21 protein-coding genes are annotated in these 21,279 nt (G+C 73.9%); 6 read left to right on the top strand and 15 right to left on the bottom strand.

The genetic code is table 11. The features are described from left to right. The first annotated feature begins 66 nt into the window (after positions 1-66). Together ABD292_RS33360 and ABD292_RS33355 are read left to right on the top strand one after the other, a co-directional pair. Positions 67-2,181, top strand: a complete 2,115-nt coding sequence (locus tag ABD292_RS33360) for a hydantoinase/oxoprolinase family protein (protein ID WP_344214402.1) — start codon at positions 67-69, stop codon at positions 2,179-2,181. Next, positions 2,178-3,845, top strand: coding sequence for a hydantoinase B/oxoprolinase family protein (locus ABD292_RS33355; RefSeq protein ID WP_344214400.1), 1,668 nt, complete (start codon positions 2,178-2,180; stop codon positions 3,843-3,845). Before ABD292_RS33360 ends, ABD292_RS33355 begins: the two co-directional genes overlap by 4 nt. Here the strand turns inward: ABD292_RS33355 and ABD292_RS33350 are convergent. The 9 genes from ABD292_RS33350 to ABD292_RS33310 form a co-directional block, all read right to left on the bottom strand. Continuing rightward, entirely contained in the window at positions 3,821-4,471 is a 651-nt protein-coding gene (locus ABD292_RS33350) for an adenosylcobinamide amidohydrolase (RefSeq protein WP_344214398.1), read from the bottom strand. The two genes, ABD292_RS33355 and ABD292_RS33350, sit on opposite strands and share 25 nt — an antisense overlap. Continuing rightward, positions 4,468-5,241, bottom strand: a complete 774-nt coding sequence (locus ABD292_RS33345; protein WP_329581108.1) for an ABC transporter ATP-binding protein — start codon at positions 5,239-5,241, stop codon at positions 4,468-4,470. The genes ABD292_RS33350 and ABD292_RS33345 overlap by 4 nt, the downstream gene beginning before the upstream one ends. Continuing rightward, positions 5,238-6,272 (bottom strand): FecCD family ABC transporter permease, encoded by a 1,035-nt coding sequence (locus tag ABD292_RS33340; protein WP_371249002.1) that lies wholly within the window; start codon positions 6,270-6,272, stop codon positions 5,238-5,240. Before ABD292_RS33340 ends, ABD292_RS33345 begins: the two co-directional genes overlap by 4 nt. 2 nt (positions 6,273-6,274) lie before the next feature. Beyond that, on the bottom strand, positions 6,275-7,231 hold the full coding sequence (locus tag ABD292_RS33335; protein WP_344214394.1) for an ABC transporter substrate-binding protein: 957 nt from the start codon (positions 7,229-7,231) through the stop codon (positions 6,275-6,277). A gap of 206 nt (positions 7,232-7,437) precedes the next feature. Further along, positions 7,438-8,328 carry a Gfo/Idh/MocA family protein gene (locus ABD292_RS33330; RefSeq protein WP_344214392.1) on the bottom strand — a complete coding sequence of 297 codons (891 nt, stop codon included), beginning with the start codon at positions 8,326-8,328 and terminating at the stop codon, positions 7,438-7,440. A gap of 33 nt (positions 8,329-8,361) precedes the next feature. After that, positions 8,362-9,189: an SDR family NAD(P)-dependent oxidoreductase gene (locus ABD292_RS33325; RefSeq protein WP_344214390.1), complete on the bottom strand. Its 828-nt coding sequence runs from the start codon at positions 9,187-9,189 to the stop codon at positions 8,362-8,364. Further along, the gene (locus ABD292_RS33320) at positions 9,183-10,391 is read right to left on the bottom strand and encodes a cytochrome P450 (protein WP_344214388.1); all 1,209 of its coding nucleotides are present in this window, start codon (positions 10,389-10,391) and stop codon (positions 9,183-9,185) included. Before ABD292_RS33320 ends, ABD292_RS33325 begins: the two co-directional genes overlap by 7 nt. Next, positions 10,388-11,344, bottom strand: a complete 957-nt coding sequence (locus ABD292_RS33315; protein ID WP_344214386.1) for a phosphotriesterase family protein — start codon at positions 11,342-11,344, stop codon at positions 10,388-10,390. The genes ABD292_RS33320 and ABD292_RS33315 overlap by 4 nt, the downstream gene beginning before the upstream one ends. Continuing rightward, on the bottom strand, positions 11,329-12,096 hold the full coding sequence (locus tag ABD292_RS33310) for a phytanoyl-CoA dioxygenase family protein (RefSeq protein ID WP_344214384.1): 768 nt from the start codon (positions 12,094-12,096) through the stop codon (positions 11,329-11,331). The genes ABD292_RS33315 and ABD292_RS33310 overlap by 16 nt, the downstream gene beginning before the upstream one ends. Positions 12,097-12,175: 79 nt before the next feature. Between ABD292_RS33310 and ABD292_RS33305 the strand changes: the two genes are divergently transcribed. Next, positions 12,176-13,087: a TIGR03621 family F420-dependent LLM class oxidoreductase gene (locus tag ABD292_RS33305; protein WP_344214382.1), complete on the top strand. Its 912-nt coding sequence runs from the start codon at positions 12,176-12,178 to the stop codon at positions 13,085-13,087. Between the two features lie 84 nt (positions 13,088-13,171). Here ABD292_RS33305 and ABD292_RS33300 read toward each other — a convergent pair whose 3' ends face one another. After that, a complete protein-coding gene (locus tag ABD292_RS33300; protein WP_344214380.1) occupies positions 13,172-14,140 on the bottom strand; it encodes a zinc-binding dehydrogenase in 969 nt (322 codons plus the stop codon). A 58-nt stretch (positions 14,141-14,198) separates the two neighbouring features. On the opposite strand from ABD292_RS33300, the gene ABD292_RS33295 reads away from it, so the two are divergent. After that, entirely contained in the window at positions 14,199-14,783 is a 585-nt protein-coding gene (locus ABD292_RS33295; protein ID WP_344214378.1) for a histidine phosphatase family protein, read from the top strand. Positions 14,784-14,807: 24 nt separating this feature from the next. Here the strand turns inward: ABD292_RS33295 and ABD292_RS33290 are convergent, their stop codons facing one another. The 4 genes from ABD292_RS33290 to ABD292_RS33275 all read right to left on the bottom strand — a co-directional run bounded on the left by ABD292_RS33290 (position 14,808) and on the right by ABD292_RS33275 (position 17,017). Beyond that, positions 14,808-15,554: a hypothetical protein gene (locus ABD292_RS33290; RefSeq protein ID WP_344214376.1), complete on the bottom strand. Its 747-nt coding sequence runs from the start codon at positions 15,552-15,554 to the stop codon at positions 14,808-14,810. Positions 15,555-15,597: 43 nt separating this feature from the next. After that, on the bottom strand, positions 15,598-15,855 hold the full coding sequence (locus ABD292_RS33285) for a 3'-5' exonuclease family protein (RefSeq protein WP_127931727.1): 258 nt from the start codon (positions 15,853-15,855) through the stop codon (positions 15,598-15,600). Between the two features lie 103 nt (positions 15,856-15,958). After that, on the bottom strand, positions 15,959-16,195 hold the full coding sequence (locus ABD292_RS33280; RefSeq protein ID WP_049559738.1) for a DUF397 domain-containing protein: 237 nt from the start codon (positions 16,193-16,195) through the stop codon (positions 15,959-15,961). Further along, positions 16,196-17,017: a helix-turn-helix domain-containing protein gene (locus ABD292_RS33275; RefSeq protein ID WP_344215043.1), complete on the bottom strand. Its 822-nt coding sequence runs from the start codon at positions 17,015-17,017 to the stop codon at positions 16,196-16,198. Between the two features lie 230 nt (positions 17,018-17,247). Here ABD292_RS33275 and ABD292_RS33270 point away from each other — a divergent pair, with 230 nt between their 5' ends. Both ABD292_RS33270 and ABD292_RS33265 read left to right on the top strand, forming a co-directional pair. After that, a complete protein-coding gene (locus ABD292_RS33270; protein ID WP_344214370.1) occupies positions 17,248-17,742 on the top strand; it encodes an ATP-binding protein in 495 nt (164 codons plus the stop codon). A 78-nt stretch (positions 17,743-17,820) separates the two neighbouring features. Continuing rightward, entirely contained in the window at positions 17,821-20,247 is a 2,427-nt protein-coding gene (locus tag ABD292_RS33265; RefSeq protein ID WP_344214368.1) for a helicase-associated domain-containing protein, read from the top strand. Here the strand turns inward: ABD292_RS33265 and ABD292_RS33260 are convergent. Continuing rightward, entirely contained in the window at positions 20,244-21,263 is a 1,020-nt protein-coding gene (locus tag ABD292_RS33260; RefSeq protein WP_344214366.1) for an ABC transporter substrate-binding protein, read from the bottom strand. The two genes, ABD292_RS33265 and ABD292_RS33260, sit on opposite strands and share 4 nt — an antisense overlap. Between the last annotated feature and the right edge of the window lie 16 nt (positions 21,264-21,279).

Raw genomic sequence — 21,279 nt, 5'->3', positions numbered from 1 at the left:
TCACCCGTCGTAAGTCAATAGACCACTACGTAGACAAGCGCTTGCTAGGGGGCGTAGCGTACCCGGGTGGCCTACTCGATCGGCGTCGATGTCGGCGGCACCTTCACCGATGTGGTCCTTCGAGATACGTCCGGCGCGATTTCCGTGGCCAAGTGCTTGAGTACCCACTACGACCCCATCGCGGGAATCGTGGCGGGCGTTACGCGCGCCCTCGGCGGCCGGGATCCCGCGCAGGTCACGCGGGTGGTGCACGCCACGACGCTGGCCACCAACGCGGTGCTGGAGCGGACCGGCGTACGTGTCGCCTATGTCACGACTCAGGGCTTTCGTAGCGTCGTGCCGCTCGGCCGTTACGCCCGCGTCGAGGAGGACCGCTACGACCTCCGCTTCACCCCGCCCCCTCCCCCGGTCGCGCCCGAGGACTGCTTCGAGGTGACCGAGCGCGTCTCGGCGCGCGGCGAGGTCCTGACGCCCCTCGACGACGCCTCCGTACGCCGGGTCGCCGCCGAGATCGCCGGGCGCGGCATCGGCTCGGCCGCCGTGTGCCTGCTGCACGCCTACGCCAACCCCGCCCACGAGCGGCGGGTCGCGGAGATCCTGCGCGCGTCGGTGCCGTCCGTGGTGACCAGCTCGCAGGTGTGGCCGGAGATCCGCGAGTACGAGCGCGCCACCACCACCATCATGTCCGCCTACGTCGGCCCGCTCATGGCCTCCTACCTGTCCCGGCTGCGCGAGCGGCTGACCGCGCTCGGGATCCGCGCGCCCGTCCACGTCATGGAGTCCGGGGGCGGCGTCGTCTCCGCCGAGCTGGCCGCGCGGCGGGCGGTGGCCACGATCGAGTCGGGGCCGGCGGCCGGGGTGCTGGCGGCGGCCGGGGCCGGGTTCGCCGACGCGATCTCGTTCGACATGGGCGGGACCACCGCCAAGGCGTGCGTGGTGCGCGGCGGGCGGCCGGAGATCACCCACGAGTTCCACGTCGGCGGCAAGGGCAGCTTCGGCGGGCGGCGGGCGGGCACCGGCGTGCCGATCAGGACCCCGGCCATCGACCTGGCGGAGGTGGGCGCGGGCGGCGGCAGCGTGGCCTGGCTGGACCCGGCGGGCACGCTGCGCGTCGGTCCGCGCTCGGCCGGGTCGTCCCCGGGCCCCGCCTGCTACGGGCTGGGCGGCGCGGAGCCCACGGTCACGGACGCCAACCTGGTGCTCGGCTACCTCGCCTCCGCCTCGATCCCGCTGACGCCGGCCCTCGCGGAGGAGGCGATCGACCGGCTCGCCGGGCCGCTCGGCGTGGCGCGGGAGGAGGCGGCGCGGGCGGTGCACGAGATCGTCAGCGCCGCGATGGCCTCCGCCGTGCACGTCGTGACCGTGCAGCGGGGCATCGACCCGCGCGGCTTCGCCCTGGTGGCCTTCGGCGGGGCCGGGCCCATGCACGCGGCGCGAGTGGCCGAGCGGTTCGGGATCGCGACGGTCGTGGTGCCCGCCCACTGCGGGGTGGCCTCGGCGGCGGGGCTGCTGGCCGGCGACCTCGCCACCGAGCGGGTCCGTTCCCGGCTGGACGCGGGCGACCCCGAGCCGATCTTCGCCGGGCTCGTGGCGGAGGCGGCCGCCGACCTGGGGGTGTCGCCGGCGGATCCGGAGGTGCGGGTGGAGCGGTCGGTGAACGTGCGCTTCCTCGGACAGTCCCACGACCTCACGGTGGCCTGGTCGCCGTCCCGCGACGAGCTCGCCACCCGTTTCGCCGCGCGGTACCGGCAGGTGTACGGGATCGAGCAGCACGGCGAGATCGAACTGGTCGGCTACCGCGTCCGCCTCACCGCCCCGGCGGCGCCCCGCGCACCTCGGCCATCCGCCCTGGCCGGGGCCCTCGCACACCCGCCACTCACCCCGGCCGGGCCCCCGCCATCCATCCCCGCTGGACCCCCCGAGCACCCGCCCCCCTCCCCCGCCGGGATTCCCGAGCACCCCCCACCCGCTCCCGGCGCGGTCGGGAGCCGTCGGGCGTACTTCGCCGAGTGCGGGGGCCATGTCGAGGTGCCCGTGCACACCCGGGCGAGCCTGCCGGAGCGGCTGACCGGGCCGGCGATCGTCGAGGACGCCGAGTCCACGATCGTGGTCCCGCCCTCCTGGACCGCCGCCCCCGCTCCCGCCGGCGCGGTCCACCTCACCCGGGGAGGCCGCGCGTGAGCGACGCCCTGACCGCCGAGGTGCTGCGCAACGCGCTGGTCGTGGCGGCCGAGGAGGCCAGCATCGTCGTGGTGCGCTCGGCGTACTCGACGTTCATCGTGGAGGGGTCCGACGCCTCGGCGGCCGTCCTGGACGCCCGCGGCCGGCTGGTCGCGCAGTCCATGGCCACCACGCTCATGAACAGCATGGCGCTGCGCACCGCGCTGCCCGAGCTGCTCGCCGACCTCCCGCCCGAGACGATGCGGCCCGGCGACGTGTACGCGCTCAACGACGCCTACCGGGGCGGCGTCCACACCAACGACCTGCTGGTCTACCGGCCGGTGTTCGTCGGGGGCGCGCCGGCGTACTTCACCGCCACCATGATCCACGTCTCCGACCTGGGCGGCCTGTCGGCGGGCGGCATGGCCCCGCTGGCCACGGACATCTTCCTGGAGGGCCTGCAGCTCCCGCCGGTCCGCCTGGCCACCGAGGCGGGACTGGACCCGGCGATCGAGGCCGTGCTGCGGGCCAACAGCCGCACCCCGGACAAGGTCATGGGTGACGTCCGCGCGCTCGTCGCCGGGACGGCGGTGGCCGCCGCCCGCCTGGAATCCCTGCTGGCCGAGCACGGCGAGAAGGGGCTGGCGGCGGGCATCGACGACTACCTCGACCACACCGAGGCCCGCACCCGCGCCTCACTCGCGGCGCTGCCCGAGGGAAGCTACGCGGCGGCGTACCCGATCGACGACGACGGGCTCGACCTCGGCAGGACGCACGACGTGCGGGTCACGGTCACCCTCGGGGAGGGCCGCGCCGTGCTCGACTTCGCCGGCACCGGCCCGCAGGTGCCGGCCGCGATCAACGCCTCGGCCTCGCAGTCGCTGGCCGCCGCCGTCTTCGCGATCCGCTGCTTCCTGGACCCGGCGATCCCCATGAACGACGGCTGCCTGCGCGCGATCGAGGTCCGCCTGCCGGAGGGGTCGCTGCTGAACGCTCGTTCGCCGTACCCGTGCGGCGGCCGGTACGTCCCGATCTACGCCGCCATGGAGGCCGTGTTCCAGGCGATGTCGGACGCGGTGCCCGAGCGCGCGATCGCGGCCAGCGGGATCCTGCAGCCGTTCTCGATCGCGGCGGTGGGGGCGCCGTACTGGATCCATCTCGCCTACGACTTCGGCGGGGTTGGCGCGCGGCGCGGGCTGGACGGCCCGGACGCGACCGGCGTGCACTTCGGCGTGGGCCGCAACTCGGTGCCGCAGGCCGAGCCCGTGGAGAGCCACTGCCCGCTCGTCGTGGAGTCGATCGAGACGATCCCGGACTCGGGCGGGCCCGGCCGGTGGCGGGGCGGGCTCGGCTCGCGCACGGTCTACCGCTTCCTGGCCGACTGCCACGTCACCACCAGGGGCGACCGCCTGCGCCTGCCTCCCCCGGGCCGCGACGGCGGCCTGCCCGGCCGTCTCGGCGGCTTCTACCGGCGCCATCTCGACGGCCGCCTGGAACGGCTCGCCTCGAAGGTGAACAACGTGCGCTTCGCCGCCGGGGAGGCGTTCGTGGTGGAGACCACGGGCGGCGGCGGCCTCGGCCCGCCCGCCGAGCGGGACCCGGCGGCGGTCCGCGCCGATCTCGCGGCGGGCCGGGTGACGGCGAGAGGCGCTGCCGAGGACTACGGCCTCGACGGGCTGAGGTGACGCTGCCGCCACGCCTCGGCGCCGCGCCGGACGGCGGTGTGGACGGCGCGGGCGGCCCGCGCGCCCCACTCCGAGCGCGGCCCGCCGAACAGCTCCGGGGGACCGTCGGCCGGCACGGCCACGCAGACCGCGTCGGAGGCCGTGCCCGTGCCCGCGTAGCCGGTCTCGACCAGCGCCTGGGTCTTGGCCTCCGTCACCGTCATCACCAGGTTGACCAGGGCGGCGTCGGTCATGGCGACCGGCAGCGCGGTCACGATGTTGACGGTGCCGACCCGGACCGGGGCCAGCTCGGGATCTGGGGCGCCCTCGGGCGCGGCGGCCCAGGTGGGGACGCGCAGCCCCACGGTCGCCCAGGCGTCCACGCCGCCGTCGGACGCCTGGACGCAGCGGTCCACGGAGGCGGCGGTCATCATCCCGACGCCGGCGCCGCCCGGACCTAACGACGTCAGGTGCTCGATCGGGTCCATGCGCGCGTACCCGGCGACGACCTGGGCGTTCAGCACCCACGCGCGTTCGCCGATGCCCCCGCCGAGCACCGCCGAGGAGATCATCCGCCAGCCGGGCCCGAACTCCCACAGCAGCGCACCGAGCCGCGTCCCCTCCTCCGTGCGGTACGTCAGCCTCACGACCCACTCCTCACCAGGTGCACGACCGGCCGGCCGTCCGGCCCCGGCTCGATCTTCACATGGGCGCCGAAGTGCCGTCCCACGAGCTCCTCGGTCAGCACCTCGGCGGGCAGGCCGGAGGCGGCCGCCCGGCCGGCGGCGAGCAGGAGCAGCGCGTCGGCGTACAGGCCGGCCACGGTCAGGTCGTGCAGGGTCGTGACGACGGTCAGCCCGTCGGCCCGGCGCAGCCGGTCCACCAGCTCCAGCACCTGCTGCTGGTGGCCGAGGTCGAGCGCGGTGGTCGGCTCGTCGAGCAGCAGCACGGGGGCCTGCTGGGCGAGCGCCCTGGCCAGCACCACGCGCTGGCGCTCGCCGCCGGACAGCTCGCCGACCCGCCGCCCGGCCAGCTCCGACAGGTCGAGCCTGGCCAGCACGGACGCGGTCACCTCCCGGTCGTGGCCGCTCTCGCGCCCGAGGTAGGGGATGTACGGCGTCCGCCCCAGCAGCGCATAGTCGAAGACCGACATGTCGGGCGGCAGGGACGGCGTCTGCGGCGCGTACGCGACCAGCCTCGCCCGCGCCCGCGGCTTCAGCCCGGCCGCGGGACGCCCGTCCAGCAGCACCTCGCCCCCGTGCGCGACCAGCCCCATCACGGCCTTCAGCAGGGTGGACTTGCCGGCCCCGTTCGGCCCGATGACGGCCACCCACTCGCCCTGGCGCACCCGCATGTCCACGTCGCGGACGACGTCCCGCTCGCCGAGCCGGACGGTCACCCCCCGGGTCTCGATCACGTCTCCGCCCGCCGCGTCATCCTGAGCACCCCGACGAAGAACGGCGCGCCCACGAACATCGTCACCACGCCGATCGGCAGCTCGGCCGGGGCGAGCACGGTGCGCGCCACGAGGTCGGCGAGCACCAGGAAGGCCGCGCCGCCGAGCAGCGACAGCGGCAGCACGATCCGGTACGAGCCGCCCGCCAGCCGCCGCACCACGTGCGGCACGACGATGCCGACGAACCCGATCAGCCCGCTCACCGCCACCGCCGCCGCCGTGGCCAGCGAGGCGGCCAGCAGCACGATCAGGCGTACCCGGGCGGCGGCCACGCCCAGGCTGACGGCCTCCTCGTCGCCGACGGACAGCACGTCCAGCATCCGCCCGTGCAGCAGGAGCAGCACGGCGGCGACCACCGCGTACGGCAGCACCAGCCAGAACTGCTCCCACCCGCCGCCGACGTCGCCGAGGATCCAGGAGTAGATCCGCTGCAGCTCCTCCACCTTGAACTGCTGCACGAACGTCTGGATCGCGGTCAGGAACGACGTCACCGCCACCCCCGCCAGCACCAGCGTGGCCGTGCCGCCGGAGCGCCCGGCCGTGTTCCCCAGCGTGTACGCCAGCAGCACTCCGCCCACGGCCCCGATGAAGGCCGCGACGGGGATGCCGCCCGCCACCGCCGGCAGCGCGACGATGGCGACCGTGGCCGCGAGCCCCGCCCCGGCCGCCGCGCCCAGCAGGTACGGATCGGCGAGCGGGTTGCGGAACACGCCCTGGTAACCGGCCCCCGCCAGGGCGAGCAGCCCGCCCACCACGGCGGCGACCAGCACGCGCGGCAGCCGCAGCTCGTACAGCAGCCCCTGCTCGACCGGCGTGAGCCCCGAGTCGACGTGCACGAACGGCAGCCAGTCCACCGCCTGGAGCACCACCTGCCAGGGCGACATGTCGGCCGCCCCGCCGAGCAGCCCGGCGACCATGGAGACGGCCAGCACGCCGGCGGCGCCCGCCAGCCACAGGGGTCTGGCCCGTGACGGGCCGGCCTGTCCCGTCACGGTCAGCTCGTGCCGGCCTTGGCCACCGCGGCGCCGATGCTCTCGGCCAGCTCGACGATGCGCGGCCCCCAGCGGGAGGCGATGTCGTCGTCGAGCTCGACGACCCGGTCGTTCTTCACGGCCGACAGCCCCGCCCAGCCGGGCCGCTTGGTCAGCGCCGCCTTGTCCTGCTTGCAGCACTTGACGTCGGCCAGGAAGATCAGGTCGGGGTCGGCCTGGGCGACGAACTCGGCCGACAGCTTCGGATAGCCGCCCGCCGCGTCGGGCGCCTGGTCGGCGATGTTGGTGAGGCCGAAGATCGAGTACACCTGGCCGATGAACGTCTGGGACGTGGCCGCGTACGGCGTCTGGTCGAGCTCGTGGTAGTAGGTGAGCTTCTTGTCCTTGGGGGCCTCGGCGGCCAGCTTGTCCATGGCCGCGCGCATGCCGGTGACGACCTCGTCGGCCTTGGCCTTGTTGCCGGTGGCCGCGCCGATCTCGGCGATCTCCTCGTACGCCTCGTCGAGCGTCTTCGCGGCCGGCTCCAGGAGCACGGGCACGCCGACCTTGCCGAGCGCGGCCACGACGTTGTCGAGGTCGTCGGACAGGACGACGAGGTCGGGCTTCTTGGCCACGATGGCCTCGACGTTCGGCTTGAAGCCGGACAGGTCCGTCTTCGGGGCCTCGGGCGGGAAGTTCGAGCGGTCGTCCACGGCGATGACCTGGGGGCCGGCGCCGACGGCGAACAGCGTCTCGGTGTGGCTGGCCGACAGCGAGACGATGCGCTCGGGCTTCTTGTCGATGGTGACCTTGCCGTTGCCCGCCTCGATCGTGACGGGGAACCCGTCACCGGCGGCGGACGCGGACGCGGAAGGGGCGGCGGGGGCGGGGGTGGCGGTGGTCCCGCTGTTCTGACCGCATCCGGCCAGCACCAGCGTTCCCAGCAGCGCGCCCGCGAAGACCGTGCGTACGGGCCTCACGAGATGTCCTTTCACACTGTCGGAACCGAGAGACCCGCGATGAGCGACGGATCACCCTTTTCCACGAGGGTTGATGGCGTCGGCGCAGCGGCAGGCGACCTGGCTATGACAGTTGCGGGACAGCGCCGGACTCGCACCGGACTTCGCTGCAGCACTGCGCGTCGGACAAACGTTATCAATCCCCCAAAACACCGTAACGTCAAGGGTCAGCGGCGCAGCTGGGAGTCGGCGTCGGCGACGACCTGCTGCAGGCGGAGGCCGTGGGCGGCGTCGAGGGGGTGGCCGCCGCCCTCACGCACCGTCCGCGCGAACTCCTCCGCGATCGCGTCCAGGGGATCGTCGTCGAACGGCAGCAGGACCGCGTTCCCCTTCCTGCCGTACACGGCGAACGTCGCGGGCGGCAGGTCGCCGACGGCCGCCATGGACAGCGACGCCTCCGACACCGCCCCGCCCTCGTGCTCCAGCAGCAGCCCGATCCACCCGAACGGGTCGCCGTGGGCGCGCACCCCCACCACGGGGCCGAGCGCGGCGTCCAGCAGGTCGACGACGTGCGGCCCGACGTCGAGCAGCGCGCCGCGCTCCAGCCGCCACGGCGTGGCGAAGGGATGGTCGCCGAGCAGCGCGCCGGAGATGTTCGCCGCGTGCCCGCCGAACGGCTGGATCTCGCCACACCTGGCGAGGAACGTCCTGGTCTGTACGGCATAGCGCAGGGTCAGCACCATCTGACTGGCCACGCCCGCCTCCGCCACGGCGCCGGCCAGCCGCCGCGCCCCGTCGAGCGAGTCGGCGAGCGGCTTCTCCAGCAGCAGCGCCTTGCCGGCTCGGGCGGCCCGCACGGCCAGCTCGGCCTGCACGCCGGGCGGCACGCAGAACGCCACCGCCTCACAGTGGTCGAACAATTCCTCGATCCGCTCATACACGGGGGCGCCCAGCTCGGCCGCCGCCTCGGGACGCCGCGCCCAGACGCCCGCCAGCCGCGTGTGCGGGCCCTTGGCCAGCATCGGCGCGTGCGCCATCCTCGCCCACGGTCCCGCGCCCACGAGCCCGACCGCCACCGGCTCCATGAAGACCCCTTCCACGCCCGCATCAACGGACATCCCACTGCCCCCACATCCTGACGTACGCACTCCTCATCGGGGGCGTTGTTCGCGCCACCGCTGGATCGCGTGCTGGGGGCGGTGGGCGAGCGTGCCGGAGTCGAGGATCAGCGTCTGGCCGGTGAGGCAGCGGCTCTCGTCGCAGGCCAGGAAGGCGACCAGGTTCGCGACGTCGTCCACGGAGCAGGGCCAGGGGAGCAGGCGTTCGGCGGCCTTGTCGGCGAGCTGCGCGGGGGTCAGGGCGCGTTCGGCGGCCGGGGTGAGGACGAGCGCGGGGGCGACGGCGTTGCAGCGGACGCCGCGGGCGCCGTACATGGTGGCGACGTGCCGGGCGAAGCCGACCAGGGCGGCCTTCGAGGCCCCGTACGCGGCGTGCGCCCCGTCCCCGGCGAACGCCGACACCGACGAGGTCAGGACGATCGAGCCGCCGTCCGGCATGGCCGGCACCGTGTGCTTGACCAGCAGCATGGCGCCCCGCAGGTTGACCTCCATGGTGCGGTCCCACACGGCGACGTCGAGGTCCTCCAGGCCGCGGTCGCGCCCGTACACGTCGGGGCCGAGCGCGGCGGCGTTGGAGTGCAGCACGTCCACCCGCCCGTACGCCGCCACCAGCGCCCCGACGGCCGCCGCGACCTGCTTCTCGGCGGAGACGTCGCACTCCAGCGCGAGCGCGTCGCCGCCGCGCCGCCGTACGGCGGCGGCGGTGTCCTCGGCGGCCTGGCCGCGTACGTCGAGCACGCCCACGCGCGCCCCCTCGGCGGCCAGCCGCAGCGCGCAGGCCGCCCCGATCCCCGACCCTGCCCCGGTCACCAGCGCGACCCGCCCGGAGAGCCGCCCGGAAAGCCGCCCGCCCGTCACCATTCCACCCGCAGCGCCGTGAGCCCGCGCCCGACCAGCGACCTGCGGTACGTCACCGGCTCCCCCGGCGCGAGCCGCAGCCCCGGCAGGCGGCGGCCGAGCACCTCCAGCGCGGTCCGCAGTTGCAGGCGGCCGAGCGCCGCGCCCACGCAGAAGTGGATGCCGTAGCCGAAGACCAGGTGGTCGGCGGCGTTCGGCCGGTCGGCGACGAAGCGCTCCGGCTCGGGGAAGACGCTCTCGTCGTGCCCGGCGGAGTCGGTGGACAGCAGCACGAGGGCGCCGGCCGGGATGGTCACGCCGTGCAGGACGACGTCCTCGGTGGTGTGGCGGAAGGAGCCGAGCGAGGCGCCGTCGATGCGCATGCACTCCTCGGCGGCGGCGCCGATCAGCGGCGGCGGCACCGGCCAGGCGCCTTCGCGCAGCAGCCGCAGGACGGTGTTGCCGAGCTGGTTGGGCACGGTGTCGTTGCCGCCGAGCAGGATCGTGGAGATCAGCTCGACGACCTCGCGGTGGGTCAGCTCGTCGCCGATGAGCGCGGTCATGAGCGAGGTGAAGTCGTCGCGGGGGTCCTTGGCGCGGGCGGCGACCAGCCGGTCCACGTAGTCGAGGTAGGTGAGGAAGCTCCCCGCCAGCTCCAGCTGGCGCTCGGGCGGCTGCGGCGACAGGAACAGCTGGAACCAGTCCTTGACCCGCGCCTGCACGAACGCCTCGTCCGCCTCCGGCACCCCGATGAAGCGGGCGGTCAGCTTCACGGACGGCTCGTGCCCGAGCTCGGTCACGAAGTCGGCCGCGCCGCGCGGGGCCACCCGGTCGAGCAGGTCCTCGTTGAGCCGGCGGAAGGCGTCCTCCATGGCGGCGACCGCGCGCGGCGTGAACGCCCGCGACACCGACCGGCGCAGCCGGGTGTGGACGGGCGGGTCCACGTTGGCGACGAAGCTCGACAGGAACGAGCCGTGCTCGCCCAGCTTCTCCCTGGTCGCGGCGGTCAGGCTGCGGGAGACGGTGAGCGAGCCCAGGGAGGAGAAGCGCCGGGGGTCGCCGTAGGCGGCGCGCACGTCGGCGTAGCGGGTCAGCACCCAGGCCCGCAGGTGCTCGCTCCAGAACACCGGCGACTCGCGCCGCAGCCGGGCGAGGAACGGGTACGGGTCCGCGACGTGCCAGTCCGCGCTGACGTCGAAGTCCCGGGCCTCCGGCAGGGTGGTCATCGCAGGATCCTCCGCGGGTTGCCGACGAGCATCTGGTGGATCTGGTCGTCCGTGACGCCCCGCTTGCGCAGCTCGGGCAGGACGTCGCGGGAGATGTGCAGCAGGTGGTAGTCGGGGTGGCGGCGGCGCACGACCTCGGCGTCGAAGCGGTCGTTGAAGCAGTACGAGTCGTGCCCCAGCACCAGCCGGTCCGCGTGCCCGCGCGCGCACAGCTCCGCCACCACGGCCACCCGCTGCTCGAACGGCGCGATCGTGTCGATGCCGAAGCGGTCCATGCCGAGGTAGGAGCCGCCCGCCAGCAGCTCCTCCAGGTACGCGAGGTCGGCCGAGTCCCCCGCGTGCCCGATCACCACCCGTTCCGGGTCCACCCCGAGCGAGACGAGCAGCCGCTGCTGCTCCAGCCCGCCCCTGGAGGCGCTGTGCGAGTGCGTGGTGATGGGCGCGCCGGTCTCCAGGTGCGCCTCGGCGACCGCCCGGAACACCCGCTCGCAGCCCTTGGTCATCCCGAGGTGGTCGGAGGCGCACTTGAGGATGGCGGCGCGGACGCCGGTCCTGCCGATGCCCTCGGTGAGGTCGCGGACGAAGAACTCGGCCAGCCGGTCCGGCCCGCCGAACAGCGACCCCGGCCCCCGGTTGGCGAAGTACGGCGGCAGCGCGTCGTAGGTGTAGAGGCCGGTCGCGGCCACGATGTTGACCGAGGTCAGCTCGGCGACCAGCCGTACCGAGGGGATGTGCCGGCCGAGCCCGAGCACGGTGAGGTCCACGACGGTGTCGATGCCCTCGGCCTTCAGCGCGTCGAGCTTGGCCGCGGCCTCCCGCGCCCGCGTCTCGGGGTCCCAGCCCTCGGGGATGTCCGGCCAGTTCCACAGAATCTCCGGGCTGAGCCCGAAGACGTGCTCGTGCATGAGCGTCGCCCCGAGGTCGGCGACCGGTCCTCTCAGGGTCTCGGGCACGGGAACCTCTCGTGCTCGAAGGGCCGGTTGACCTCCAGGCCGAGCCCGTCGGTCTGCGCGTACGGCAGGCCCGTGTAGAGGGCGTCGGCGTCGAAGTAGGTGACCGTGAACGACAGCCGCGGCCGGTCGTGCCGGTTGGCGGGCGCGCCGTGCACGGTCAGGGCGTGGTGCGCGGTGGCGTCGCCGGCCGCGAGGTCGAGCGGCGGCGACAGCTCCAGCTCCTTGAGCCACGGGTGCTGGCTGAGCTGGTCGTCGCCGGGCCGGGTGAAGCTGCGCCCGAGCAGGCCGTGGCGGTGGGAGCCGCTGTAGAAGCGCAGCGCCCCCATGTCGGCGGGCACGTCGGCGAGCGCGAGCCAGACGGTGAGCATGGCCGAGCGGTCCATCGGCATCCAGGGGAAGTCCTGGTGGAACTCGGTGGCGCCGTGCTCGCCCGCCTCCTTGACCAGCAGGTTGGTGACCTGCACGCGTACCGCGCGGACGCCGCGCAGCAGCCGGACGGCGGTCCTTCCCATCCTGGGGTGGAGCGCGAGCGCGCCGAACGCCTCGTCGGCGGCGGCGACGTCCCTGGACTGCCCGAACGCCCGGTCGACCGCGGTCCGTCCGGCGCGGTCCCGGTCGCGCAGGTGGGCGAGGGCGCGTTCGCGCAGGTCGGCGACGGCGCCGGGGTCGATGAGCCGGCCGAGCCGCACCCAGCCGTGCTCGTGGAAGAACGCGGCCTCGTCGTCGGTGGCCTCGCGCACGGGGATCTCCATGGCCCTCAGTCTCGCACCTGTAGCAAGCGCTTGCTAGAGTGCCGGGCACAGGCGCTGGATCGGACTCGCAGGAGGGGCCGTGCGGCCGTTCAGGTTCGGGGCGGTGCTCCGCGAGGCGGAGTCCGGCAGGGCGTGGGCCGACAAGGCCCGCCGGCTGGAGGACTCCGGGTTCGGCCTGCTGCTGGTGCCCGACCACCTGGCCGGGGACCGCCTCGCGCCGATCCCCGCCCTCACCGCCGCCGCCTGCGCCACCGAACGGCTGCGCGTCGGCACGCTGGTCCTCGCCAACGACTTCCGCCACCCCGCCGTGCTGGCCAAGGAGGCGGCCACCCTCGACCTGCTGTCCGGCGGCCGGCTGGAGGTCGGGCTCGGCACCGGCTGGATGGCGGCCGACTACGCGGGCGCCGGCCTGCCCCTGGACCCGCCCGGGGTCCGCGTCGAACGGCTCGCCGAGGCCATCGCCGTGCTCAAGGGCCTCTGGGCGGACGGGCCGTGCCACTTCACCGGCCGGCACTACCGGATCGACGGGCTCGACCAGCGGCCCCGGCCCGTGCAGCGGCCCCACCCGCCGCTGATCGTCGGGGGCGGCGGGCCGCGCGTGCTGCGCCTGGCCGCCGAGCAGGCCGACCACGTCAACCTCACGATGCGGGTACGCCCCGACGGCACCGGCCCCGACACCGGCGACGGCGGGGCGGAGGCGTTTTTCGCCCGGCTGCGGCGCGTACGCGCGGCGGCCGGCGACCGCTACGACCGGCTGGAGCTGGGCACGAGCGTCCTGCAGGTGGGCGAGAGGAAGGCGGAGGAGCCGTGGAGCGCGGCCAGGTCGGCCGCGCTGGACGGAACCCCGCAGGTCCTCCTCGGCACCCGCCACGACATCGCCGACACCCTGCGTCGTTGGCGCGACGAGCACGACGTCTCCTGCTTCGTCATCCACCACGAACGCGACCTCGCCGCCTTCACCCCCGTCGCCGAGGAACTGGCCGGGAGGTGAGGGGGAGCGCGCCTGCGCGGAACGGCCGAAGGCGGGACCGCCCGCACTCGTCCCCGTGGCCCGGTCCCTGTCGCCCGGAGCCGGCTAGACGGTGAGGACGACCTTGCCCATCGTGTCCCTGTTCTCCAGGGCCGCGTGCGCCGCGGCGGCCTCGGCCAGCGGGAACTCCTGCACCGCGGGCGTCAGCAACCCCTCGGCCGCCGCCTCCAGTGCCCGCGTCCGCAGCTCGGTCACGCCCCCGTCGCGCCCGAGCAGATGGCCGATGCCGTCGAGCACGGCGATCCCCCGCGCCTCCGCCTCCGCGGCGTCCGGCTGGAACCACTCCCCCGACGCCGACCCGTACACCACGTGCCGCCCGCCCCGGCCGAGCAGCCCGTGCGCGGCCCGCCCGAGCTCGCCGCCGACCCCGTCGAAGACGACGGTGACCTCGCCGGACAGCTCGCGTACCGACTTGTCCCAGCCCGCCTCCAGGTAGTCGACGGCGAGGTCCGCCCCCAGCTCCGCGACCCGCGCGGCCTTGGCGGGCCCGCCGGCCGCCCCGGCCACGGTCGCGCCGGCGTGGCGGGCGTACTGCACGAGCAGCGTCCCGACGCCGCCGGCCGCCGCCAGCACCAGCACCACGTCCCCCGGCCCGATCGGGGCCAGCTCCAGCAGCCCGTACGTGGTCGCCCCCGTCGTGTTCATGGCGACGGCCGCGCCGAAGCCCACCTGGTCGGGCAGCTCGGTCAACGCGGCAGCGGGCGCCACTGCGCGCGAGGCGTAGCCGCCCGTGCTCACCTCGGCCGTCACCACCCGGCGGCCCACCAGCCCGGCGGGCACGCCCTCGCCCACCGCCTCCACGACCCCGGCCACCTCCGAGCCGAGCACGACGGGCAGCTCGGGCGCGGGGTGCGGCCCGACGCCCCGCCCTTGGCGGAGCAGGGTCTCGATGAAGTGCAGCCCGGCCGCGCGCACGGCGACGCGCGCCTCGCCGGGGCCGGGCACGGGGTCGGGCAGGGTCTCCAGCCGGAGGTTGGCGGCAGGTCCGTACGCATGCAGTCTTATCGCGTCCATGACCCCACCCTGCTACCTCAAGCTACCTTGAGGTCAAGCGTCCGGGATGATGGTCACCATGGACGAGATGCTGCTGCTCCGGCACGGTGAGACCGAGTGGAGCAAGGCGGGCAGGCATACCGGGCGCACCGACCTGCCCCTGACGGAGCGCGGCGAGGAGCAGGCCAGGGCGCTCGCGCCCCTGGTCGAGAAGGGGGACTTCGGCCTGGTGCTGGTCTCCCCCGCCGAGCGGGCGCGCCGCACCGCCGACCTGGCCGGGCTGACCGGCTACGAGGTGGACCCCGACCTGTGGGAGTGGGACTACGGCGGCTACGAGGGCGTCACCACGCCCCGCATCCGGGAGGACCGCCCCGGCTGGTACCTGTGGCGCGACGGCGTGATCCCCGGCGACGCCGAGCATCCCGGCGAGAGCGCCGCCCAGGTGGCGGCCCGCGCGGACCGGGTGATCGAGCGGGCCCGCGCGGCGGAGGGACGGGTGGTCCTTGTGGCGCACGGGCATTTCCTGCGCGTCCTGGCCGCCCGCTGGCTCGGGCTGGACCCCTCCGAGGGCCGGCTGTTCAGGCTGGACACCGGCACCTACTCGCGGCTCGGCCACGAGCACGCCGAGCCGGTGCTGCTGGCCTGGAACGCGCCGGTCCACTAGCCCGTCAGCCGCCGGCCCGCACCCTCACGGCGCCAGGCGGCAGCCGGGGAACGGTGCCAGCAGCGTCTCACGCCAGGGGCCGTCGAGATGGTCGCGCGCCCGTCTGGCCCAGTCCAGCAGCCGGGGATCGGGCGCGGCCTCGTCGTCGAGGCCGAGGGCGGCGTCGCGGGCCCGCTGGGTGGCGAGGTGGTCGTCCAGCGAGACGGCCCAGACGGTGACCGCCTCGGTGTCGCAGAACAGCACCTCGTACAGGCCGACCAGGGTGTGCCCGTGCTCGGCGAGCAGGGGGGCGCGCTCGGCGCGCACGGCGGCGAGGTAGTCGAGCGCGGCGCCGGGCCGGACGCGGGCGCTCTCGAACAGGAACAGCTCGGCGGCGGGCGCCTCGGCCAGCGGCGGGCAGCCGGGCACGGCGCCGAGCGGGCGTGAGAAGGCGGAGAAGCGCAGGTCGTCGATGTCGGACAGGAACAGCCGCTCGTCCACCCCGCGGTAGATCTCCATCATCTGCCGCCAGCCGCCGTCCCAGCCGCCGTGGCAGTCCCAGAGGGTGACCGCCTTGAACTGCGGATGGCCGGTGATGCCGACGGCGTAGAAGGCGCCGACGAGGTCGATGTCGCGCGACCTGATGGACGTCCCGGCGGTGAGCGAGGGAGCCTCGCGGGTCTCGTCCTCGCGTTTGTACGCGGTCAGCCAGGTGAGGTAGTCCAGCGGCCGCCTGGAGTTCATGGGCCGGAAGTCGACCTCTTCGAGCAGGTGGATCGCGCGCCGCACCACGCCGCCTCCTCTACCAAGCGGTTGCTTGGCCCGAGCTTAGCGATCAGGCGGGCGCTTGGGAAGGCTGCGGCCCCCGCCCGGTCAGCCACTCCAGCACCCGGCGATGCCCGGAGGTGGCGTCCTCGAAGTGACCCCAGTGCCAGTAACGGGGCTGGTCGCGGATGCCGGTCACCCACGTGCGGTACGAGACCGAGGCGCCCGTCGTGGCGGGCGCGACGCCATAAGTGCGGATCACGACCTTGCCGCCCGGCGCGAACAGCACGTCGTCGGCGATCGGATACAACGTCATCTGGTCGAGCATGACGTGAATCCTGTCCGAACGACGAGGCCGGGCGGTTACGCCGTCGGCGCGCCGCCGTTAAGCGGGCGCGCCGGATGTGAACAGCGTGTTAAACGAGCAGGTGTCAAACGAGCAGGCCGTCGAACTCTCCGTCCTTCACCCCGAGCACCAGGGCCCGGATCTCGTCACGGGTATAGATGAGCGCAGGGCCGTCGGGGAAGCGCGAGTTGCGGACCGCGATCCCGCCGTCGGGAAGCTCCGCGAGCTCGACGCAGTTGCCCTGCGAGTTGCTGTAGCGGCTCTTGCGCCACGCGACCTGGGTCAGGTCGGTCGCGGGCATGCCGTTGTAGGTCTGGTTCATCTACATCTTTCTGAGAAGACCGCCGATGAGCTCGACGGTGCCTCCTGGCGTGGTGCTCTCCACGCACAACTGCTCCATGGCCGTGAGGTACGGATCGATGTCCTCACGTTTGTCCAGGTACAGGGCACCCCAGAGCTGCTCGACGTAGACAACGTCCGACAAGTCGGACTCGGGAAACCGCAAGATGCTGAACGCACCCCCTTCGGCGGCGTGCTTGCCGTACCTGAAGGGCATCACCTGAATGGTGATGTTGGGCAGAGCGGCGACCTCCAGCAGGTGCTGGAGCTGCTCGCGCATGACCTCCCGCCCGCCGATGGTCCGCATGAGCGCCGCCTCGTCGATGACCGCCCACAACTTGGGGCCGTCCTTCTGGGTGAAGCGCTCCTGGCGCTGCATGCGCACGTGCACGCGGCGTTCGATGCCGTCCGGACTCGCATCGGGGTTGCCCAGCTCGTAGACCGATCGCGCGTACGCGGCCGTCTGCAGCAGGCCGGGCACGAACTGCACCTCATAGGTACGGATCACGCTCGCGGCCTCCTCCAGGCCCACGTACGTCGTGAACCACGAGGGCAGCTCGGCGGAGTACTTGTGCCACCACCCGGGGGTGTTGGCCTCGCGAACCATCTCCAGCAGGGCGCGGCGTTCGGCATCGTCGACGACGCCGTACAGGGTGAGCAGGTCCTCCACGTCACGTGTCTTGAATCCGACGCGTCCGAGCTCCATCCGGCTGATCTTGGACTCGGAGGCGCGGATGTGGAATCCGGCCTGTGCACGGTCGAGTCCGCTGGCCTCACGCAGGCGCCTGAGACTCGCCCCCAGCATGATGCGCCGAACGGTCGAACCGGATCCGGGCGGATCAATGGACACGTGCTGCTCCTTGGTCGTTTCCTTGCGCCACAGTCTGTCACTTCACGGCCGAAAGATCATGGGCCGCGGACAAGATCCCCTTTCCCCCTCATTGACCATTTGAGGGCAACCGTAGCGTGTGCACGGTGTGTCTGCACGTGCATTCGCTCTTGCACCTGCACGAGAGTTTGACGCAGAATGATCACGTGCAATCCACCACGGCACCGAGCCAGTGGACCACGTTCGATTGGTGGCCCCCGGTCGGCTGGTGGCCGGAGGCGGCTCGCGATCTGCTGGGCGCAGGCCCGTCCGCGAGCGCCACGTTCGTGCTCCCTCCCACCCCCGCGTCGGTCCACTCCGCCCGCAGCTACACCACCGGCGTCCTGGCCGGCTGGGGACTGTCCGAGCTCGCCGAGAACATGGAGCTGGTGGTCTCGGAGCTGGCGACCAACGCGCTGCGCCACGGCCTGCGCCTCGACGAGCAGCGCCGCCCCTGCCCCGTCCACATGTCACTGGTCCGCCAGGGGTCCCTGGTGACCAGCGCTTTCACCGATCCAGGCTCCTCGGTGCCGGTGCTGCGATACCCTGGCCCCCTTGACACCGGCGGCCTCGGACTCCACATCGTCGAATCGCTCAGTCTCCGCTGGGGCTGGTCGGCCCTCGCCCCTCACGGAAAGATCGTCTGGGCAGTCCTCTCCTGACCGGGGGTGATCTGCATTACCGTGGATGCTCATGGCTCACGGTGAGTCCCGCGCGCGACCCCATGAGAGTGCTGACAGATGGAAGATCACCTGCTCGGCTGGCTGCGAACACTAGACGAAGACAGGCTTGCCCGCATCCTCGCGAACAGGCCCGACGCCATCGCGCCGCCGTGGCCGCGCCGGCTCGACACCCTCGCCCAGCGTCTCGGCGACGGGTTCGCCGTGATGCAGACCCTCCAGCGGCTCCCCCTGCCCTGTCTCCAGCTCGCCGAGGCGGCGCTGGCCCTTCCCCTGCCCACCGCCGGCCGCCTGGCCGCCTTCGTCGACGCCCCGCCCGCCGAGGTGGACCCCTGGCTCGGCCACCTCTACGACCACGCGCTCGCCTGGCCGGGCGAGGACGGCGTGATCCGCCTGGCCGAGGGCGTCACCCGCTGGTGGGCCGCCCCGCTCGGCCTCGGCGAGCCGCTCGACCACTACCTCAACTCCTGGACCATCAGCAACGACGCGCTGCGCGCCCTCGCCCGCAACCTCGGGCTGCCCGCCCAGGGCCACAAACGCCGCACGATCACCCGCGTGGCCGAGGCGCTCGGCGACGCCGCCCGCGTCCACGGCCTGCTGCGCGACGCCCCCGACGGCACCGCCGCCCTGCTCGACCGCTTCGCCTGGGACGGTCCCGCGCTGCCCGTCGACGGCGGCCGCTTCGTCGCGCCCGGCACGCCCGAGAAGTGGTGCGCCGACCACGGCCTGCTGTTCCGGCCGAGCTGGCACGTCGCCGAGATCCCCCGCGAGGTCGCGCTGTGCCTGCGCGGCGCCGACTACCACCCGCCCTTCGCGCCCGAGCCGCCCGAGGTCCCCACCATCCCGGTCGACCCCGAGGAGGTCGACCACCTCATGACGCTGGCCGCCCCGCACGTCGTCGAGCGCGCCGCGGCCCTGCTCGACAACACCTCCAAGAGCCCGCTGCCGCTGCTCAAGACCGGCGGCGTGGGCGTGCGCGAGGTGCGCAGGATGGCCAAGGAGACCGGCTGCGACGAGGACGAGACCCGCCTGCTGCTGGAGATCTGCACGGTCGCCCGGCTGCTGGCCTGGGACGAGCAGGCCGGCGGTCTGGTCCCCACCGAGCGTTTCGACCGCTGGCGGCTCGACGAGGGCGCGGCCCGCCTGCGCGTGCTGCTGTCGGCCTGGTGGCGCATGGAGCGCTCGTCGCTGCGCAGGTCCGACGGCCGCTACGGCACGGTGCTCGGCGACGACCCCGCGGGAGCCGCGGTCGCCCGGGTCCGCCGCGCGGTGCTGCCGGTGCTGGCCTGCCTGCCCGCCGGCACCGCGTACGCCGACCGCGACGGCCTGCTCGCCGCCGTCCACTGGCACGCCCCGCTCATCGAACGCCGGCTCCTGCTCGACTGCGGCCCCGCCGCGCTCGACGAGGCGAGCCTGCTCGGCCTGCTGGTCAACGGCGCGCTCACCGACCTCGGCCGCGCCCTCGCCGGGCTGACCGCCCACCCCGGCGACGAGGGCGACGACTCCGTCCCCATGGTCGAGCACGACCCGGTGCTCGTCGAGGTCTCCACCCGGGCCCTCGCGAGCGTGCGCCGCAGCGCCCTGTTCGGCCCCGACCTGACCGCCGTGGTGACCGGGCCGCCCTCGGCGGAGCTGGCCGCGCTGCTCGACCGGGTCGCCGAGCGCGAGTCACGCGGCGCGGCCTCGGTGTGGCGCTTCACCGCCGAGAGCGTACGCCGCGCCCTCGACCGCGGCCACGACCCCGACGAGCTGCTCGACGAGCTGGCCGCGGTCGGCGCCATCCCGCAGCCGCTCGAATACCTCGTCCGCGACACCGCCCGCCGGCACGGCGAGGTCACCGTCACCACCGTCGGCTGCGTCATCCAGGCCGGCGACCCCGCCCTGCTCGCCGAGATCACCGCCCACCGCCGGCTGACCCGGCTGGGCCTGCGCCTGCTCGCCCCCACCGTGCTGGTCAGCGCGGCCGGGGCCGAGCGCACGCTGGCGGCGCTGCGCGAGGCCGGCTACGCGCCGGTGCCCGTCTCCGACACCGGCGAGATCACCATCCGCCGCACCCGTCCCGCCGAGCTGGCCGGCGGCGCCGAGCCCGGCGCGGGCAAGCTCATCCTGCTGCCGGGCGGCCAGGTGGCCGAGCTGTCGGACCCCGGCCTGGAGACCCCGCCCCACCTGCTGGCCGAGCCACCGCCCGACCCGCGCGAGCACGCCCGCAGGCTGATGGCGGCGGGGCGGGCCGGGGCCGAAAGGGGCGGCCGGACGTGGGCGGTGATCGGCCGCATGGCCACCCGGCTGCCGACGGCCCAGCAGTCGCTGCTCGGGTTCGTGGTCGACCGGGGGGTGCGGGCCGGGATCACCCTCACCGACGGCCTGACCGCCACGATCAGCCACGGCGAGCTGAAGGGCGGCGCCCTCGACGCCTGGTGCGAGGAGGCGGGCGACTACCTGGAGTTCCCCCTCGCCGAGATCGTCGAGGTGCGCGGCGCGTTCTAGCCGAGCGGCTTGGCCTTCTTCAGGTTCGCGACCAGCTCCTCCAGGAAGGTCGCGTAGCCCTGGTAGCTGAAGGGGGTCTCGGCGCTCCACGGGTAGAGCTGGCCGGCCTTCACGGCGGGGAGCTTGGCGAAGGTGGGCTTCTTCATCATCTCCTCCGGCTTCAGCGCCTGCGTACGGGTGTCGTAGAGGATGACGTCGGCCTCGTACTCGTCGGCGTTCTCCCAGCTCAGGGTCTGGAAGAAGCCGCCCTCGTCCACCTTCTCCGGGGTGACGACGTCGAGTCCGGCCGCCGTGAGGTGCTTGATGTCCGGGTACTCCGGCGGGTTGACGATCCAGAACGCGTCCGCGCCGCCCGAGACCATGAGGATCTTGAGGTCCTTGAACTGGGCGAGGTCCTTGGTCGCGGCCTCCATGCGGGCCTTCGCCTCGGGCACGCCGGCCATGTCCGCGCCGAGCGACTTGGCCAGCTCCTCGTAGCGGGAGATGACCTCGGTGGCGCTCTTGCCGGTGAGCATGATGCCGACCGTGGGGGCGACCTGCTCGATGGTGTCCTTGGACTTCTCGGGCACGTACCAGAGGGTGCCCTTGACGTACATGTTGCTGACCAGGAGGTCGGGCTGCAGGGCGATGTACTGCTCGACGTTGAACTCGTCCCAGACGTTGCCGAGGCCCTGGACCTGGGTGATGTCGACGTTGCCGACCTGCGGGTCCTTGCTGCCGTCCTTGAGCTTGTGCGGGCCGAAGACGCCGACGGGGCGCACGCCGAAGTCCCACAGGGCGGCGGCGGAGCCGACCTGGGCGACGACCCTGGCGGGGACCTTGGGCAGGTCGAGCTTCTTGTCCCGGTCGTCGGTGAAGCTCCAGCCCTGCGCGGCCGCGGAGCCCGAGGGCGCGGCCGAGCCCGAGGGGGCCGCCGTCGTGCCGCCGTCGCCGCCGCACGCCGCCAGTGTCAGGGCCGCCGCGAGTCCTGCCGTGGCCGACAGGAAGCCCCTGCGCGCCAGTACCGGTCCCGACATGTACGTCTCCTCTAAG

The organism is Nonomuraea bangladeshensis (genome assembly GCF_039529455.1).
In the GTDB taxonomy this organism is placed as follows: Bacteria; Actinomycetota; Actinomycetes; order Streptosporangiales; family Streptosporangiaceae; genus Nonomuraea; species Nonomuraea bangladeshensis.
The sequence above is the reverse complement of the archived record's forward strand: the minus strand, read 5'-3'. Positions and strand labels throughout refer to the sequence as shown.

Bases quoted from the DNA above. Each gene is read 5' to 3' on its own strand.
- ABD292_RS33260 (WP_344214366.1), bottom strand. From the start codon at position 21,263: ATGTCGGGACCGGTACTGGCGCGCAGGGGCTTCCTGTCGGCCACGGCA.
- ABD292_RS33330 (WP_344214392.1), bottom strand. From the start codon at position 8,328: ATGTCCGTTGATGCGGGCGTGGAAGGGGTCTTCATGGAGCCGGTGGCG.
- ABD292_RS33285 (WP_127931727.1), bottom strand. From the start codon at position 15,855: ATGCTCGACCAGATGACGTTGTATCCGATCGCCGACGACGTGCTGTTC.
- ABD292_RS33300 (WP_344214380.1), bottom strand. From the start codon at position 14,140: ATGGACGCGATAAGACTGCATGCGTACGGACCTGCCGCCAACCTCCGG.
- ABD292_RS33275 (WP_344215043.1), bottom strand. From the start codon at position 17,017: ATGCTGGGGGCGAGTCTCAGGCGCCTGCGTGAGGCCAGCGGACTCGAC.
- ABD292_RS33265 (WP_344214368.1), top strand. From the start codon at position 17,821: ATGGAAGATCACCTGCTCGGCTGGCTGCGAACACTAGACGAAGACAGG.
- ABD292_RS33310 (WP_344214384.1), bottom strand. From the start codon at position 12,096: ATGGAGATCCCCGTGCGCGAGGCCACCGACGACGAGGCCGCGTTCTTC.
- ABD292_RS33280 (WP_049559738.1), bottom strand. From the start codon at position 16,195: ATGAACCAGACCTACAACGGCATGCCCGCGACCGACCTGACCCAGGTC.
- ABD292_RS33295 (WP_344214378.1), top strand. From the start codon at position 14,199: ATGGACGAGATGCTGCTGCTCCGGCACGGTGAGACCGAGTGGAGCAAG.
- ABD292_RS33325 (WP_344214390.1), bottom strand. From the start codon at position 9,189: ATGGTGACGGGCGGGCGGCTTTCCGGGCGGCTCTCCGGGCGGGTCGCG.
- ABD292_RS33320 (WP_344214388.1), bottom strand. From the start codon at position 10,391: ATGACCACCCTGCCGGAGGCCCGGGACTTCGACGTCAGCGCGGACTGG.